Source organism: Streptomyces sp. NPDC005863, assembly GCF_042871345.1.
In the GTDB taxonomy this organism is placed as follows: domain Bacteria; phylum Actinomycetota; class Actinomycetes; order Streptomycetales; family Streptomycetaceae; genus Streptomyces.
On record NZ_JBIAII010000002.1, the window covers coordinates 602,363 to 619,654 of the forward strand.

Sequence of the window (17,292 nt, forward strand, 5' to 3'; positions counted from 1 at the left end):
AAGCATGGACCAGGAGACACACCAGCACATCACCATCGACGGAGCCCGCGAGAACAACCTCCGCGCCGTGAGCCTGCGCATCCCCAAGGGCCGGCTCACGGTGTTCACGGGGGTGTCGGGGTCCGGGAAGTCGTCGGTCGTCTTCGACACGATCGCGGTGGAGTCGCAGCGCCAGCTGAACGAGACGTTCCCCTCCTTCGTCCGCAACCGGCTGCCCAAGTACGAGCGGCCGCACGCGGACGCCATCGAGCAGCTCTCCCCCGCGATCGTCGTCGACCAGAAGCCGGTCGGCGGCCACTCCCGGTCCACGGTGGGCACGATGACGGACATCTACGCGGTGATCCGGGTGCTGTTCTCCCGGCACGGCACGCCGAGCGCGGGTCCGGCCACGGCGTACTCGTTCAACGACCCGGCGGGCATGTGTCCCGCCTGCGACGGCCTCGGCCGTACGGTGCGGCCCGACTACGGGCGCATCCTCGACCCCGCCAAGTCCCTGGCGGACGGCGCGATCCTCTTCCCGCCGTTCGCCGCGGGGACCTGGCAAGGCCAGACGTACACGAACACGCCCGACCTCGACGCGCACAAGCCGGTCGGTCAATTCACCGACGCCGAGCGGCAGTTCCTGCTGCGCGGAGGCGGCCGGCGGAGGAAGGTCAACGTCAACAACACCGGCGGCGCACGGGACATCGACTACGAGGGGCTCGCCGACCGCTTCGAGCGGCTCTACCTCAACCGCGACCTCTCCGCCCTCGCCCAGCGGACCCGCGACCTGGTGCGGGGTTTCCTCACCGAGGACACCTGCCCGGCCTGCGACGGCGCCCGCCTCAACCCCGCCGCGCTCGCCACCCGCGTCAACGGCCTGGGCATCGCGGACTGCACCCGCATGGAGGTCACCGACCTCATCCGGGAGCTGGGCCGCGTCGAGGGCGCGGTGGCGGCCCCGATCGCCCGGGCGGCGATCACGGCGCTGGAGCGGATCGAGGCGATCGGGCTCGGCTACCTCAGTCTGGACCGCGAGACGTCCACGCTCTCCGGCGGCGAGGGACAGCGCCTGAAGATGGTGCGCCACCTCGGCTCCAGCCTCACCGGCATGACGTACATCTTCGACGAGCCGAGCGTCGGCCTGCACCCGCGTGACGTGGGGCGCCTGGGCGACCTCCTGCTGCGGCTGCGCGACAAGGGCAACACCGTCCTTGTCGTGGAGCACGATCCGGACGTGATCGCGGTCGCCGATCACGTCATCGACATGGGCCCGGCGGCCGGCGCGGGCGGCGGCCTGGTCGTGTTCGAGGGCACCCCGCGGGAACTGCGGCACGCGGACACCCTCACCGGACGCCACCTGCGGCGCGCCACCGGCATCAAGGAGCGTCCGCGCGAGGCGGTCGGCGGCCGCTGGGTCGAGGGCGCCGGCCTGCACAATCTCCGCGACGTGAGCGTGCGGGTGCCGACCGGGGTGCTCACGGCGGTCACCGGGGTCGCGGGCTCCGGCAAGAGCACGCTGGTGTCGGCGTTCACCGCGGCGCATCCGGACGCCGTCGTCGTCGACCAGTCGTCCATCGGCATCTCGGGCCGCTCCACCCCGGCGACGTACCTCGGGATCATGGACACGGTACGCAGGCTCTTCGCGCGCGGGACCGGCGCGAAGGCGAGTCTGTTCAGCTTCAACTCCCATGGTGCGTGCGAGAGTTGTCAGGGTCGTGGGGTGATCTGCAGCGACCTCGCGTTCATGGACCCGGTGACCACGACCTGCGAGGCGTGCGAGGGGCGGCGCTTCAAGGACGAGGTGCTGCGGCTCACCGTGGGCGGCAGGTCCGTGGTGGACGTCCTGGAGATGACCGCCGGGCAGGCGCTGGAGTTCTTCGCGCGCTTCGACGACACGGCGGTGCACCGCCGGCTGCGCGCCCTGCGGGACGTGGGCCTCACCTATCTCACGCTCGGGCAGCCGCTGAGCACCCTCTCCGGCGGCGAGCGCCAGCGCATCAAGCTCGCCACCCAGCTGCACCGCACGGGCACCACGTACGTCCTGGACGAGCCGACCACCGGCCTGCACATGGCGGACGTCGACGGGCTGCTCGGGCTGCTCGACCGGCTCGTCGACGCGGGCAACACGGTGCTCGTCGTCGAGCACAACCTCGACGTCGTCAAGCACGCGGACTGGGTGATCGACCTCGGCCCCGACGGCGGCAAGCACGGCGGCCGGATCGTCTTCGAGGGGACGCCCGCGCAATTGCTGCGGGCCGAGGGGTCGTTCACGGCCGAGCATCTGCGAGGCACCCTGGGCCCGGGCCGGGTGCGCGCTGCATGATGTGCGGCACGGCGCCGCCCGGTGAGGGCGGCGGCGCCCCGCCCGCGTGAGGAGAGCCGCCCGTGCCCAGCAAGAAGGCCCTGATCCGCCGCCCGAGCCCGCGCCTCGCCGAGGGCCTGGTCACCCACCTGGAACGCACCCCGGTCGACGTGCGGCTCGCGGTGGGCCAGTGGGAGGCGTACGTGGCGGCGCTGAACCGGCACGGCTGGGAGACCTTCGAGGTGGAGCCCGCCGACGACTGCCCGGACGGGGTGTTCGTGGAGGACGCCGTGGTCGTCTTCCGCAACGTGGCGCTGATCGCCCGCTCCGGCGCCGCGGCCCGGCGGGGCGAGACCCCGGGTGTCGAGGAGGCGGTGGCCCGGCTCGGCTGCTCGGTCAACTGGGTGTGGGAGCCGGGCACGCTCGACGGCGGCGACGTCCTGAAGGTGGGCGACACGCTCTACGTGGGGCGCGGCGGCCGGACGAACGCGGAGGGGGTGCGGCAGCTGCGGGCCGTCTTCGAGCCGCTCGGGGCGCGGGTCGTCGCCGTGCCGGTGGCCAGTGTCCTGCATCTGAAGTCGGCGGTGACGGCGCTGCCGGACGGTACGGTCATCGGCTACGAGCCGCTGGTCGACAGCGCGGCGCTCTTTCCCCGCTTCCTGCCCGTACCGGAGGAGGCGGGGGCGCACGTGGTGCTGCTCGGCGGTTCGGATCTGCTGATGTCGGCGAGCGCACCGAAGAGCGCGGAGCTCTTCGCCGACCTCGGGTTCGACCCGGTTCCCGTCGACATCAGCGAGTTCGAGCGGCTGGAGGGCTGTGTGACGTGCCTCTCAGTTCGGTTGCGCGGACTGTACGCCTGACCTGCAATGAGGCCTTCCCTGCCTTGGTGAGTGGTACCCCGCGGGCCGGGAGGCCTTTACGGCGGGCTTAACCTACGGCAACGTAACCTACGAGACCGTAGGTAGTGCACCGCTCGCACCGCCGCAGAAAAACTCCCCGTCCCCCTCTGGAGCCCCCGTGACGATCACCTCTCCCCACCTCGGCAGCGCGGACAGCTGGACCGATGCCCGGCTGCTGTACGCGTTGGAGGAAGTGGTCGAGCAGGAACTCAATCGCCACCTCAAGGTGGCCAAGGACTGGATGCCCCACGAGTACGTCCCGTTCTCCGACGCCCGCAACTTCCCGGGCATCTTCGAGGACGGCGAGGCGTGGGAGAAGGGCCAGTCCCCGGTCACCGACATCGGACGCATCGCGCTGGTGGTCAATCTGCTCACCGAGGACAACCTCCCCAGCTACCACCACGAGATCGCCTCCCTCTTCGGCCGCGACGGCGCCTGGGGCACCTGGGTGCACCGCTGGACGGCGGAGGAGGGCCGGCACGGCATCGTGATGCGCGACTACCTGCTCGCCTCGCGCGCCGTCGACCCGGACCAGCTGGAGCAGTTCCGGATGGCGCACATGAGTGAGGGCTTCGAGTCCGACAACCGTCACTCGATGCTGCACTCGGTCGCGTACGTCGCCTTCCAGGAGCTGGCGACCCGCATCTCGCACCGCAACACCGGCCACCAGTCCGGCGACCCGGTCTGCGACCGCATGCTGGCGCGCATCGCCACCGACGAGAACCTCCACATGGTCTTCTACCGGAACCTCCTGAAGGCCGCCTTCGAGCTCGCGCCCGACCTGACCATGCAGGCCGTGCGGGACGTGGTGGTCAACTTCCGGATGCCCGGTCACGGCATGCCCGGCTTCGAGCGGGCCGCCGCGCAGATGGCCATCGGCGAGGTCTACAACATGCGCATCCACCACGACGACGTGCTCCAGCCCGTGCTGCGCTTCCTGAAGGTCCTGGAGATCGACGGCCTCGGCCCCGAGGGCCTCAAGGCCCAGGAGGAGCTCGGCTTCTTCATGGGCGGCCTCGACGCGGAGGCCTCGAAGTTCGACGAGCGCCTCGCCGCCCGCAAGGCGCGGATGGCGGCGCGCGACGCCTGACGCCACCCGCCCCGCCCTCGGCGGACATCGCGACGGCCCCGGAGCGGACGCTCCGGGGCCGTCGCATCCGGCGTTCACTCCGTTGCCGGACACCGGGTGCCGGGCGGGCCGCCGCAGGCTTGAATCCGGGTGACCGACGCCTGCGGGAGTGAGCATGCCTGTGCCGACCGGATCGCACGAACAGCGGCCGAGCGCCCGATCGTCCCGGCCGGGCGGGCTCCGCGGGCTCGGGCAGTGGTGCGCCCGGCACTCCGTGGCCGTCGTCGTGGTCTGGCTGGTGGCGGCGGTCGGGCTCCAGTTCGCGAACAGCGCGGTCGGCGGCGACTACTCCGACGACTTCTCGTTGCCGGGAACCCAGTCGCAGGCGGGCCTCGACGTCCTCAAGGCGCACGATCCGGCGGCCGGCGGCTACGGCTCCCAGGTGGTGCTGCACGACTCCGGCAAGTCCCTGGAGGAGGAGAGTTCCGCGGTCGGCTCGGCGGTCTCCGCCCTGGGCAAGCTCCCGCACGTCCTGTCCGTGCAGAACCCCCTGGAGGCCAAGCCGCCGCCCGCGGGGACGCCCGACGTCGGGCCGCTCTCCTCCGACGGGCGGACGGGTTACCTCACCGTCCGCTTCGACGTGCAGCCCTCCACCCTCGGCGACGGCTATCTGGACGGGGTCGACCGGGCCGTGCAGCCGCTGCGCGCCGCCGGCGTGGACGTGGAGTATGGCGGTCCGCTGGGCGAGCTGGCCCGGCCCGAACCGAGCGACCGGATCAGCGAGTTGATCGGTTTCGGCGTGGCCATCGTCGTCCTGCTCATCGGCTTCGGCAGCGTCCTTGCCGCGCTGCTGCCCCTGGTGACGGCGCTGGTCAGCGTGGTCTGCGGGCTCGCCGCCCTCGGCATGCTCGCGGCCGCCTTCACCTTCGCCACCGTCTCGCCGACCCTGGCCACGATGATCGGCCTCGGCGTGGGCATCGACTACGCGCTGTTCCTGGTCACCCGCCACCGCCAGAGCCTGCTCCGCCAGGACCCGGTGACGGCGGCGGGGCACGCCACGGCGACGAGCGGCCGGGCGGTCCTCGTCTCCGGCTGCACCGTGATCATCGCGCTCTCCGGCCTCTGGGTCTCCGGGATCTCGTTCATCGGCAAACTCGGTCTCGCCGCCGCGGTCACCGTCGTCACGGCGGTGCTGGGGGCCCTGACCCTCGTACCGGCGCTGCTCGGTCTCATCGGGCGGCGCATCGACCGGCTGCGGGTGCGCACCCCCGTCGCCGAGACGGACACCACCACCGGGGAGGCGGCGCAGGGCGGCTGGCACCGCTACGCCCAGCGCGTGGAACGACGGCCCTGGTACTTCCTCGTCGGCGGCGCCCTCGTGCTCGCGGTCCTGTCCATCCCGGTCTTCTTCATCCAGCTCGGCCACATCGGCGACGGGGCGGACCCGAAGTCCTTCACCGGCCGCCGCGCCTTCGACACCATGTCCGACGCGTTCGGGCCCGGCTCCAACGGCCCGTTGACCCTGGTCATCGACCAGAGCGACGTGTCCGGCGCGGACGGGCAGAAGATCGCCACGCAGGCGCAGAAGGCCTTCACCGGCGTGCCGGACGCGGCGGTGATCACGCCCCCGCAGCCCACCTCGGACGGCGACGTCCTGATCTCCACGGCCTACTCCGTCGCCGCTCCCCAGGACAAACGGACCACCGAACTCCTGGACGACCTGACCGATCACGTGCTGCCGCAGGCGGTGTCGGGGACGGACGCACGCACGTACGTGACCGGCACGACCGCGGCGCAGGCCGACTTCCTGGAGATCGTCGCGAGCAAGCTCCCCCTCATCATCGCGGTGGTGGTCGGCCTCGCCTTCCTCGTCATCCTCGTCGTCTTCCGCGGCCTGCTGGTCGCGGTCAAGGCCGCGGTCCTGAACGTCCTGTCCATCGCGGCCTCGTACGGGGTCGTGGTGGCCGTCTTCCAGTGGGGCTGGGGCGGCCCGGCGCTCGGCGTCTCGGGCAAGGTGCCGATCGAGAGCTATGTGCCGATGATGATGTTCGCGATCGTCTTCGGCCTGAGCATGGACTACGAGATCTTCCTGCTGTCCCGGGTCCACGAGGCGTGGCAGCGCACGCGGGACGCCCGGGACAGTGTGGCGCACGCCCTGGAGATCACCGCCCGGGTGATCACCTGCGCGGCGCTCATCATGGTCAGTGTCTTCGCGGCGTTCATCCTCAGCGACAACATCGTGGTGAAGATGCTGGGCCTCGGCCTGGCCGTCAGCGTCCTGATCGACGCGACGGTGGTCCGGCTGCTGCTGGTACCGGCCGTCATGACGCTGATGGGCCGGCACGCCTGGTGGACCCCCCGCTGGCTCGACCGCCTCCTGCCGCACATCGACGCGGAGGGCGACAACGAGGGTGACAACGGGGGCGGCAACGAGACGGAAGCGACCGGTCCGGGCCGGCGGGCCCCGATGTGAGGTCGGGGCCCGCCGGCCAGGGACTCAGGCGCGGTCGCGTCTGAGGGCGTACCGCTCCTTCTCGGAGAGGCCGCCCCAGACTCCGAAGCGCTCGTCGTTGTTCAGCGCGTACTCCAGGCAGGCCGTGCGCATCTCGCACATCTGGCAGATGTCCTTCGCCTCACGCACCGAGCTACCGGGCTCGGGGAAGAAGAAGTCAGCTCCCGTCTGGGCGCACAGGGCCTGCTCCTGCCAGGCGAGTTCGGGCTCGGCTGTCATCTCGATCTGCATGCCGTCGATGCTGTCGCAGCGCGCGAAACAACCGATCAACGATTGATCAACGAACGACTGGCCGGCCCTTTGCCGCCCGCGCGCCCGGTGAATTCGTCGGCCCTTTGCCGCCCGTGCGCCCGGTGAAACCGCCCCACCCACGCGCCCGCTGAGGACTGCCCGTCCCGCGCCGCCGCGAAACCGTGCTCAGGGCGACGGCTGCAGCACCGCGAACCGCGCGCCCGCCGGGTCGGCGAGCTTGGCGAAGCGTCCCACACCCTCCATCGACACGGGCTCCATCCGGACCGTACCGCCGCCCCGCCGGGCCCGGGCGGCCGCGTCGTCGCAGTCCTCCACCTGGAAGTACGGCATCCAGTACGCCCCCGCCTCCACCTCCGCGGGGTCGGAGTCGAGCGGCACCACACCGCCGAACATGTCGTCCGCCGTGCCGTCGGCGGGGTGCACCATCGTGTACGACCCGCCGGGGAAGGAGGCCTCGGTGGTCTGCCAGCCGAACACCTCGCCGTAGAACGCGACGGCCGCGGCGACGTCCGGGATGTACAGCTCGGACCAGACCAGGCTGCCCGGTTCGTTCACGACGTCGAGGCCCTTCATCTCCCCCTGCTGCCATACGCAGAAGGGCACGCCTGCGGAGTCGGCGAAGCCGGCCATGCGGCCGAGATCGAGGACGTCGGCGGGGCCGAAGACGGTGCGGCCGCCGGCCTGGTCGACCGCCTTGGCGGTGGCGTCCACGTCCGGCGTGCGGAAGTAGACCGACCAGGACGGAGAGGCCTGGTCGGCGGGCATGGCCATCGCTCCGGCGACGGTCCTGCCGGACCGCTGGTACTGGCTGTACCCGCCCACCTCTTCCCCGCCCCGCAGGAGCTCCCAGCCGAACACCTCGCGGTAGAACGCGCCGACGGCATCCAGGTCCGGCGCGCACATGTCCACCCAGATCGGTGCACCTGTGACGAAGCGCTTATTGAGCATGATCGACTCCTTTGTCGCATGTCTCTTTCCTCCTTCCGAGTCTGGCACCGGCCACTGACAATCCGCCTTTTCGGCCCCCGCATCGTCATGTGATGAAGCGAGAACATTTCTGAGAGCGCTCTCAGTCACAACTCTTGACGCCGTGCGGGCCCGTCGGAACAGTGGTGCACCACCCCCCACGGCCCCCCAGCCACCCCCACATCCCCCACGCAACCGCGCAGGAGACCTTCCGTGATATCGCGTCGAACGTTCCTGACCTCCACCGCCGGCGCCGCGGGCGCCCTCACCTACCCCGTATGGGGAAGCGCCCTCAGCCCCGGCGCCCGGGCGGGCGGCAGGGCCGCTCCGGCCACCTGCGAACTGGCCCTCGCGAACAAGTCGCTCCCCGGCCAGGTGCGCGCCTACGTCACCGGCCACGAGCAGGGCACCGACCGCTGGGTGCTGCTCAAGCCGGACGGCGGCGTCTACCGGCCCGAGTCGCCGTCGGCACCGCAGACCCCGCTGCCCGTCGACTGCGCCATCCCACTCGGCGCCGCGGGATCGGCGCCCAAGGTCCTGACGCTGCCTCAGATGTACGGCGCCCGGGTCTACTTCGTGCGCGACGACAAGCTGGACTTCTTCCTCAACCCGGGCCCCGCCCTCGTCGAGCCCGCCTTCGCCACCCGCGAGGACCCCAACTACGGCCGCACGTGGTCGTTCTGCGAGTTCACCTTCAACCCGCAGCAGCTCTACGCCAACATCAGTTACGTCGACCTCGTCACCGCGCTGCCCATCGGACTGACCCTGGAGGGCGACGGGACGCACACCGTCGCCCCGCTGCCCGACGGGGCCGTCGACAAGATCGCGTCCGACCTCGCGGCCCAGACCGCCAAGGACGGGCAGCCGTGGGACAAGCTGGTGATCCGCGGCTCCGGTGGCGGTGTGCTGCGGGTGATCTCGCCGCAGAACCTGATGGCGCCGTACTTCGACAAGCCGGACCAGATGCCGTTCCGCGACCTGTGGAACGGCTACATCGACCAGGTGTGGGACAAGTACCGCTCCACGGACCTCAAGATCGACCTGCAGGGCGGCCGCGGCGTGTTCACCGGTCGCGTCAGCGGCGACGTCCTCACGTTCAACGGCGGGCACTCCTTCGCCAAGCCCACCTCGAAGGACATCTTCACCTGCAACCACGGCCCGTTCGCCAACAATCCGGGCGACCCCGACGACAAGAAGGGCCTGCTCGCCCGGCTCGCGGCGGGGTTCAACCGCAGCATCATGCTCACCCACCCCGAGCAGCCGAACGGCACGACCACGGCCGACTACTACCGGGACGCGGTGACCAACCACTGGTCACGGGTGGTGCACGCCAACTCCCCCATCGGCTACGCGTTCCCGTACGACGACGTGCGCCCCGACGGACAGCCCGACGTGTCGGGGGCCGCGCACGACGGGAACCCGCGGCGGTTCACGGTGAGCGTGGGGTCGTAGGCGGTCTGCGGCGACCCGGGCAGCTGAGGCCCCAGCGGTGAGGGTGTACCCCCGACCTGTTCCGCCGAGGGGCACGCGCATGAGCACAGGCACCGGCACCGGTCACGCCGAGGCCCTGCGCACCAGGGACGTCGGCAGCACCACACCGGCCGCCGTCCCCGCGGCAGGCTCCTCACCCGACCTGCCGCGCAGCAGCATCCGGGCCATCAACCGGCCCATCTCCTCGATGTCCTGACGGACCGACGTCAGCGGCGGTTCGGTCTGCTCGGCCACCGCCAGCATGTCGTCGAAGCCGACCACCGCCACGTCGTCCGGCACCCTCCGGCCCTGTTCGCGCAGCACCCGGAGGGCGCCGGACGCGGTCAGGTCGTTGGCGGCGAAGACCGCGTCCAACTCCGGTACGCGGGCCAGCAGTTCCCGCATCGCGCGCTCACCGCCCGCGGGGGTGAAGTCGCCCTCGGCGACGAGCCGCTCGTCCACGTCGCCCAGCGCGTCGCGGAAGCCGTCGAGCCGGTCGACCGCGGAGGTCTGGTCGAGGGCGCCGGTGATGTGCGCGATCCGGGTGCGGCCGAGGCCGACCAGATGACGCACGGCCTCGCGCGCGCCGCCCCGGTTGTCGCAGTCCACGTAGGGCGCCGCCGGCTCGTCCGGGCCCGGCTGCGGCCAGCCGGGTCGCCCGCCGAACACGGTGGGCACCCCCGCCCGCCGGATGATCCCGGGCAGCGGGTCGTCCAGGTGCAGCGAGAAGACGAGGGCGCCGTCCACGTGCCCGCCCGCCAGGTAGCGGCCCACCCGCTCGTGGTCATCCCGCCCCTCGGTGAGCAGCAGCACCAACTGGACGTCGTGGGACGTCAGTTCCTTGCTGATGCCGCGCAGCTGGAGGGCGAAGAAGGGGTCGGCGAAGACCCGCGTCTCCGGTTCGGCGATCACCACGGCGACGGCGTCGTGGCGCCGGGTCACCAGGCTGCGGGCGGCGCGGTTGGGGACGTAGCCGAGCTCGTCGACCGCGTGCCGCACCTTCTCGGCGAGCACCTCCCGTACCCCCGGGTCGCCGTTGACGACACGGGACACGGTGGCCCTGGAGACCCCGGCGCGGGCGGCCACGGCCTCCAGGGTGGGGCGCGGTTCCTCGGTCACCTTCGGTCACTCCTCCCTGACGGTGTCAGGGGGCATCATCCCGTATCGACGGGGGTGTCACTTCGCGGCCCTCCCCCCGCGCGGAGTCGGCTCGCGGCGGAGGAGTTCCTCGTCGGAGCAGTCGGAATCAGGGTCCTCGACCAGGCAGAGGTCGAGTCCCTTCCCGTCCCGCCGGACCAGGGCCGACAAGAGGCAGGGGGAGTCGGAGCCGTCGACGTCCAGAGAGATCTCGTCGCCTCTGGTGAGAGCTTCGTCGGTGAACGAGGACCCATGGGCGTTGGGGGGACTGAAGAACTGCCAGTGCCCGGCCGCCGTTTCCGGACACGACGTGCCGCCCAACATCGCGCTCTTCAGATGGGACCAGGTCATAGCGCGGTCGGCACCCAGATGAAGCCGAGCGCCGCCCGCATTGCTCCACTCCCCGGCAACGGCCGACTGATCGACACGGGTCGACTCGCCACCTGCCTGGGCGCAGGCCACGCAGGCCCACGCCAGCGCGACACCCAAGGCCGACAGCCGTCTCACTGAAGTACTCATCAGCGCCCCCGCCCCACCCCACGACCAACTGGACGCGTTCAGAATAGGAGCAGGCCGGGAGACCGGTTCAGGGCCCCCACCAGGGAAAAGCGGCCGTCACGAGTCCAGCGGAAAAGGCAGCGCTGTGGCGTGCCGAGCATGAGTGGTCATACGGCAGGGCGTAGTCAGTGGTGCTCGTGCTGATGCTCGCCCGCCGCCCCCTCCCCACCCCCCGACGACTGCGACTTCGCCATCCCGCCATGATGCGGCTCGTAGTCCGGGATCGTCCCGTCCGCCTTCTTCACCAGGAACAACCCGGCCATGCCCATGTCCGAATGGCTCTGCACATGGCAGTGGTACATCCAGGCCCCCGCCCCCACGCCCTCGCCCGCGATGACCTGGAAGCCGAAGGAGTCGCCCGGGCCCGTGATCTTGTCGTCGAGGATCTGGCTCGGGTCGTCGGGGCCGGTCAGCAGGCCCGTGCGGTTGTCCGCCCAGCGATGACCGTGCACGTGGAACGTGTGGTAGTACTCGCCGTGGGTGATCGAGACGAACTCGACGCGGTCGCCCACCGTGGCCTCGAAGGCCGGACTGTCGTGGCCCGCCTTGTTGTTGATCGTCATGTCGTTGAAGACGATCGTGAAGGTCTTGTCCGGCAGCAGGTCCCCCTTGCGCCGCACGATCAGCGGACCGTAGAGCCCCTTGCGCACGCCCCCGGTGCCGTGATCGGTGCCGACCACGTGGTCGTGGTAGTGCCAGTAGCCCGCGGTGCCGGGGCGCCAGGTGCCGTCCTTGCGGCGGCCCGGCGCGTGCGTGCGCCAGGTGTAGGTGCGCTTGCCGCCCGGCTCCACATGGCTCTTGGTGTGCCGGGTGCCGTCGCTGGAGATCTCGTAGTCCATGCCGTGGACGTGCAGACTGGCGTCCACGTCCATGGTGTTCTCGAACTCGATGTGCAGCGTGTCGCCCTCGTTGAGCTCGATCAGCGGCCCCGGTATGGACGCCTTGCCCTTCTCCAGGCCGTACCCCATCTGCCCGTCCGGGAGCTTCTCCGCATACAGCTTGATGCGTTTGACCTCGCCGCCCGCGGGGGCGGTCTTCGGCCCCTCCGCGGTGCTCGCGTCCGGCGCACCCGCGACCGACAACGATGTCACCCCCGCCGCCGCTGCCGCACCGCCCACGAGCATCCGCCGGTTGAAACTCCGCCTGTCCAGATTCCGTCGAGCCATGACGAACCCCCCTGTGCGGTACGGGTGTTGACGGGGCGCCGCGGGCCCCGGGGACGGCCACACGGTATCGGCCGGATCTTTGTTTATCCACACGCAGGACAAAGTTCGTGCTATCGCGGTGATACCTATTGGCGCGGCGCGAAAAGAGGTCTAGCTTCGTCGGCGCTGTTGCTGTGACCGACGAGGGGTGGGTGTACTCATGCGGCGCACACCGCATCAAAGGCCCTTGACCGTACGAGGGTTGAGCAGATCACGACGGAGACCGAACCGCTCGCACCGGGCCTGGGCGGCGGCGCTGCTGTCCGGCGCCCTGGTCACCGGGGCGCTCTCGACCCAGGCCGCGTCCGCGCGGCCGTACCCGGAACCACCGTTGACAACGATGTCCCTGCCCTCGCCGCCCGGCGGGGCCAACGTCAAGGTGCTGGTCTTCCACGGTTCGGCGGCGGGCGGCGACGAGTCCCCCGTGGTCGACGCGGGGATCGCGGCGATCGAGAAGATCGGCCAGACGGGCCCCGCCGCGGGACGGTTCAAGATCCAGGCGACGGACGACCCGTCCGTCTTCACCGACGAGGCCAAGCTCGGCAAGTTCAACGCCGTGACCTTCCTGACCGGCGGCGGCGACGTCCTCGACGCCGAGCAGGAGGCGGGCCTGGAGGCCTACATGGAGGCCGGCGGCGGCTTCCTCGGCATCCACGACGCGGCCCGCGCCGAGCCGTACTCGACCTGGTTCACCGGACTCCTCGGCGCCCGGCCGGCGGACGCGAGCCCGACCAGCGTCCAGCGGGCCACCGTCGAGGTCGGCGACCGGGAGAATCCGGCCACCAAGAACCTGCCCCTGCAGTGGAAGCGCCCCGACCAGTGGCTGAACTGGACGAAGAACCCCTCCGGCGACGTGCACACCGTCGCCCGCGTCCGGGAGTCCACCTACCAGCCGGGCGCGGGCAAGAACGGCGCGGACCACCCGGTGTCGTGGTGCCGCGACTACGACGGCGGCCGCTCCTTCTACACCGGCATGGGCGGCACCGCGGCCTCCTACGACGAGGCGGACTTCCGCGACCACCTGCGCGGCGCCCTGCTGTGGACCACCCGGCTGGCGCGCGCCGACTGCAAGGCCACGATCAACGCCAACTACAAGGCGGAGCGCCTCACCCAGCCCAACCAGCCCGGCAAGAACGACCAGATCGGCGAGCCGCACGGCCTGGTCACCGCGCCCGACGGCAAGGTCCTCTACATCGGCCGCGGCGGCGCCGACTCCTCACAGCCGGTCGTCACCGACTGGAACGACCCGAACGTCGGCAAGGGCACCGGCGAGATCCACGTCTACGACCCGAAGACCAAGAAGGTGACCCTCGCGGGCGCCCTGACCGTCTTCGGCAACAAGGGCGGCGGCGAGGAACTCACCAAGGTCGAGGAGGGGTTGCTCGGCATCGAACTCGACCCGAAGTTCGAGCAGAACGGCTGGGTGTACCTGCACTACACCCCGCACGCGAAGATCAACCGCGAGACCCACATGGCCGAGCGGTACGTCTCGCGCTTCACCCTCGACCGGGCGACCGACAAGCTGGACATGGCCAGCGAGAAGGTGCTGCTCAAGTGGCCGGTGCAGATCCACAGTTGCTGCCACGCGGGCGGCGGCATGGCCTGGGACTCAAAGAACAACCTCTACATCGCGACCGGTGACAACAACTCCTCCGGGTTCAGCGACGGTTACTCGGGCAACAACCCGCAGCCGAACTTCAAGGGCGTCTCCTTCGCGGACGCGCGCCGCACCGCGGGCAACACCAACAACCTCAACGGCAAGATCCTGCGCATCCACCCGGAGCCGGACGGCACGTACACGCTCCCCGACGGCAACCTCTTCACCGGCAAGGAGCAGGACGAGGGCGGCGGCAAGACGCGCGGCGAGATCTACGTGATGGGCGTCAGGAACCCCGCGCGCATCTCGATCGACAAGAAGACCGACACCCTGTACGCGGGCTGGGTCGGCCCGGACGCCGGCGCGCCGTCGACGACCTGGGGCCCGGCCAAGTACGACACGTTCGCCGCGATCACGCACGCCTCCAACCGCGGCTGGCCGTACTGCATGGGCAACAACCAGCCCTACCGCGACCGCAATCTGCCCGACCCGACGAAGCCGCTCGGCTGGTACGACTGCAAGAACCTCAAGAACGAGTCGCCCAACAACGACGGCCTGGTGAACATCCCGCCGGCCGAGCCCAACAACATCTGGTACTCGCCGCAGGGCGGCGGCGTCGACTACCCGCGGGACGCGAACGGCGTGCCGAGCTACAAGACGGAGGAGCAGAAGACGCTCCTGCCGTGGCTCAAGGGCGGCGGCCAGGCGACGATGAACGGCCCGGTCTACCGCTTCGACGCGGCGAGCACGAGCGCCGACAAGTGGCCCTCGTACTGGGACGGCAAGTGGTTCGTCGGTGACTTCTACGACGCCGACCAGCCGCGGCACGCGGTGCTCATGGACCCGAAGAACGTGGGCAGCGGTGGGCTGCCCGTACACGCCGAGTCGCTGAAGAAGATCATTCCGATCGGCAACGACGGCATCAAGAACCTCATGGACTGGAAGTTCGCGCCGGACGGTTCGCTGTACGTCCTGGACTACGGCAGGGGCTTCTTCACCTCGGACTCCAAGTCCGCGCTGTGGCGCGTGACGTACAAGGGCGGCGCGGCGACGCCGGCCGCCGACGACCTGGCGAGGAAGGCGGGATGATGCGCGCATCCTGGAACGCGCCCGGCGGCGCCCGACGCACCGCCTCCGGCGGGCGAAGACTGTACGCGGCGCTGTTCGTCGCGCTTCTGATGGTGCTCGGGCTGACCTCCACCACGGCGGCGGCCCGCCCCGACGACAGCGGTCCGGCCGCGGCGCAGACCCTCACCTGGACCGCCGACAACGACATCACGAAGTACAAGTCGGCGCCGACCACGGCGGTCGCGGGCGCGACGACGATCGTCTTCGAGAACAGCGAGGCGACCGGCAACACCACTGGCATGCCGCACACGTTGACGTTCGACACCTCCGACCCGGAGTACAACAACGACGTCACGCTGAACATCCTGGCCAACCCCAACGACGACCAGGGCGGCAAGCACACCGCCGAGGTCACACTGACCCCGGGCCGCTACCGCTACCACTGCACCATCCCGGGCCACGGCTCGATGCAGGGCGTCCTGGTGGTGACCGCGGGCGGCGGCGAGGACAGCACGGCGCCCGAGGCCTCGGCGAAGGTCGAGGGGACCACCAACGCCGATGGCGCGTACGTCGGTTCGGCCACCGTCGCGGTGACCGCGACGGACGAAGGCTCGGGCGTCGCCACGATCGAGTACGCGCTCGGCGCGGACGGCGCCTGGCAGCCGTACACGGCGCCGGTCGTCGTCGACCAGGTCGGCACGCACAAGATCCGCTACCGGGCCACCGACAAGGCGGGCAACGCGTCGGCGGAGAAGTCCGTCGAGTTCACGGTCGTCGCGCCGCCGACGGACGACAAGACGCCGCCCGAGACGTCCGCCACCGTGGCCGGCGAGAAGAACGACCAAGGTCAGTACGTCGGGATGGCGACGGTCACCGTGACGGCGTCGGACACCGGCTCCGGCGTCAACAAGATCGAGTACGCGCTCGGTGACGGTGCCTGGACCGCGTACACGGCGCCCGTGATGGTCCACGAGGCCGGCGCGCACAAGGTGCGCTACCGCGCCGCCGACAAGGCGGGCAACCAGGCGGCGGAGAAGTCCGTCGAGTTCACCGTGGTCGCGCCGCCCGTGGAGGACAGGACGCCGCCGGAGACCTCGGCGAAGGTCGAGGGCGACAAGGACTCGGACGGCGCCTACCTCGGCCGGGCCAAGGTGACGGTCACCGCGACGGACGCCGGTTCCGGGCTCGACAAGGTCGAGTACTCCCTGGACGGCGGCCCCTATCTCGCGTACGGGTCGCCGGTCACCGTCGACCGCGTAGGGCGGCACGGTGTGGCGTACCGGGCGAGCGACAAGGCGGGGAACACCGCCGCGGCCAAGACGGTGTCCTTCACCGTCACCGAGGGCGGCGGCGTCCCCTCCCCCAACTGCCCCGAGTACGACGAGCGGTTGACGGTCTTCGTCGGCACGGTCGACACGGGCATCCCGAACCGGGTCACCAACAACCGGTGCCGCGTCGGCGAGTTGATCGAGGACGAGAAGGAGTGGACCTCCCAGGCGCTGTTCCTCAAGCACGTCAAGGGCGTCACGGACAAGCTCCTGAAGGCGGGTGAGATCGACCGGCGCGAGTACAACAAGATCAACCGCGCCGCCAAGCAGTCCGGCATCGGCAAGCCCGGCCAGACCGAGGGCTACCGCACGATCCTCGACGGCACACAGAAGTCCTTCGACCAGTGGGAGCAGGTGGGCGGCGGCAAGTTCGGCCTCAACGCCGACGGCTCGATCACCAGCTCCACCTCGGTCGAGGGCATGGGCATGCTGTGGTTCCCGAAGCGGAAGTACGGCGACTTCTCGCTGAAGCTGCAGTGGCGGGACGACGCTCCGGGCAACGGCAACGCCAACGGTGGTGTCTTCGCGCGCTTCCCGCAGGTCCACGACCACCCGGAGGAGTCACGCCCGGAGTGGGTCGCCATCAAGTACGGGCACGAGTTGCAGATCAACGACCGCCCGGACGGCGACATGTACAAGACGGGCTCGGTCTACGGCTTCGACCGCGTGGGCCTCGCCGGCGCCCACGTCACCCCCAAGGGCACGTGGAACGACTACGAGATCAAGGTGGTGGACCGGCACTACTCGATCTACCGCAACGGCGTCCTGATCAACGAGTTCGACAACACCGGCGGCCAGGACTTCACACCGCCGCGCGGCGACGACCCCGGCACCGACGGCCGCCGCTACGCGTCCGGTTACCTGGGCCTCCAGGTCCACAGCGTCTCGGACGTGGTGTCGTACCGCGACGTCCGGGTCAAGGAGCTGTAGCCCGACCCCGGCCCGCA

The 17,292-nt window shown here is 70.5% G+C and carries 12 protein-coding genes; 7 read left to right on the top strand and 5 right to left on the bottom strand.

Annotation, left to right across the window (positions count from 1 at the left end):
* The first annotated feature begins 4 nt into the window (after window positions 1–4).
* The 4 genes from ACFYO9_RS08725 (at window position 5) to ACFYO9_RS08740 (ending at window position 6,725) form a co-directional block, all read left to right on the top strand.
* Entirely contained in the window at window positions 5–2,305 is a 2,301-nt protein-coding gene (locus ACFYO9_RS08725) for an excinuclease ABC subunit UvrA (protein WP_358777339.1), read from the top strand.
* Window positions 2,306–2,367: 62 nt separating this feature from the next.
* Window positions 2,368–3,144 carry a dimethylargininase gene (gene ddaH / locus ACFYO9_RS08730; RefSeq protein WP_358777340.1) on the top strand — a complete coding sequence of 259 codons (777 nt, stop codon included), beginning with the start codon at window positions 2,368–2,370 and terminating at the stop codon, window positions 3,142–3,144.
* 157 nt (window positions 3,145–3,301) lie between these two features.
* Entirely contained in the window at window positions 3,302–4,273 is a 972-nt protein-coding gene (locus ACFYO9_RS08735) for an acyl-ACP desaturase (RefSeq protein ID WP_355814204.1), read from the top strand.
* A 154-nt stretch (window positions 4,274–4,427) separates the two neighbouring features.
* Window positions 4,428–6,725, top strand: a complete 2,298-nt coding sequence (locus ACFYO9_RS08740; protein WP_358777341.1) for an MMPL family transporter — start codon at window positions 4,428–4,430, stop codon at window positions 6,723–6,725.
* A gap of 24 nt (window positions 6,726–6,749) precedes the next feature.
* On the opposite strand, the gene ACFYO9_RS08745 is transcribed toward ACFYO9_RS08740, so the two are convergent.
* Together ACFYO9_RS08745 and ACFYO9_RS08750 are read right to left on the bottom strand one after the other, a co-directional pair.
* Complete coding sequence (locus ACFYO9_RS08745) at window positions 6,750–6,995, bottom strand: WhiB family transcriptional regulator (RefSeq protein WP_358707100.1); 246 nt, start codon at window positions 6,993–6,995, stop codon at window positions 6,750–6,752.
* 186 nt (window positions 6,996–7,181) lie between these two features.
* Complete coding sequence (locus ACFYO9_RS08750; RefSeq protein ID WP_358777342.1) at window positions 7,182–7,964, bottom strand: VOC family protein; 783 nt, start codon at window positions 7,962–7,964, stop codon at window positions 7,182–7,184.
* A 231-nt stretch (window positions 7,965–8,195) separates the two neighbouring features.
* On the opposite strand from ACFYO9_RS08750, the gene ACFYO9_RS08755 reads away from it, so the two are divergent.
* Complete coding sequence (locus ACFYO9_RS08755) at window positions 8,196–9,434, top strand: glycoside hydrolase family 64 protein (RefSeq protein ID WP_358777343.1); 1,239 nt, start codon at window positions 8,196–8,198, stop codon at window positions 9,432–9,434.
* A gap of 102 nt (window positions 9,435–9,536) precedes the next feature.
* Here ACFYO9_RS08755 and ACFYO9_RS08760 read toward each other — a convergent pair whose 3' ends face one another.
* The 3 genes from ACFYO9_RS08760 to ACFYO9_RS08770 all read right to left on the bottom strand — a co-directional run bounded on the left by ACFYO9_RS08760 (window position 9,537) and on the right by ACFYO9_RS08770 (window position 12,298).
* Window positions 9,537–10,571: a LacI family DNA-binding transcriptional regulator gene (locus ACFYO9_RS08760; RefSeq protein ID WP_355814214.1), complete on the bottom strand. Its 1,035-nt coding sequence runs from the start codon at window positions 10,569–10,571 to the stop codon at window positions 9,537–9,539.
* 57 nt (window positions 10,572–10,628) lie between these two features.
* On the bottom strand, window positions 10,629–10,940 hold the full coding sequence (locus ACFYO9_RS08765) for a hypothetical protein (protein WP_358777344.1): 312 nt from the start codon (window positions 10,938–10,940) through the stop codon (window positions 10,629–10,631).
* Window positions 10,941–11,272: 332 nt separating this feature from the next.
* Complete coding sequence (locus ACFYO9_RS08770; protein WP_358777387.1) at window positions 11,273–12,298, bottom strand: multicopper oxidase domain-containing protein; 1,026 nt, start codon at window positions 12,296–12,298, stop codon at window positions 11,273–11,275.
* A gap of 214 nt (window positions 12,299–12,512) precedes the next feature.
* Here ACFYO9_RS08770 and ACFYO9_RS08775 point away from each other — a divergent pair, with 214 nt between their 5' ends.
* Window positions 12,513–15,038 carry a ThuA domain-containing protein gene (locus ACFYO9_RS08775; protein WP_358777345.1) on the top strand — a complete coding sequence of 842 codons (2,526 nt, stop codon included), beginning with the start codon at window positions 12,513–12,515 and terminating at the stop codon, window positions 15,036–15,038.
* A gap of 59 nt (window positions 15,039–15,097) precedes the next feature.
* Window positions 15,098–17,275, top strand: coding sequence for an OmpL47-type beta-barrel domain-containing protein (locus tag ACFYO9_RS08780; RefSeq protein ID WP_358777388.1), 2,178 nt, complete (start codon window positions 15,098–15,100; stop codon window positions 17,273–17,275).
* Window positions 17,276–17,292 lie beyond the last annotated feature (17 nt).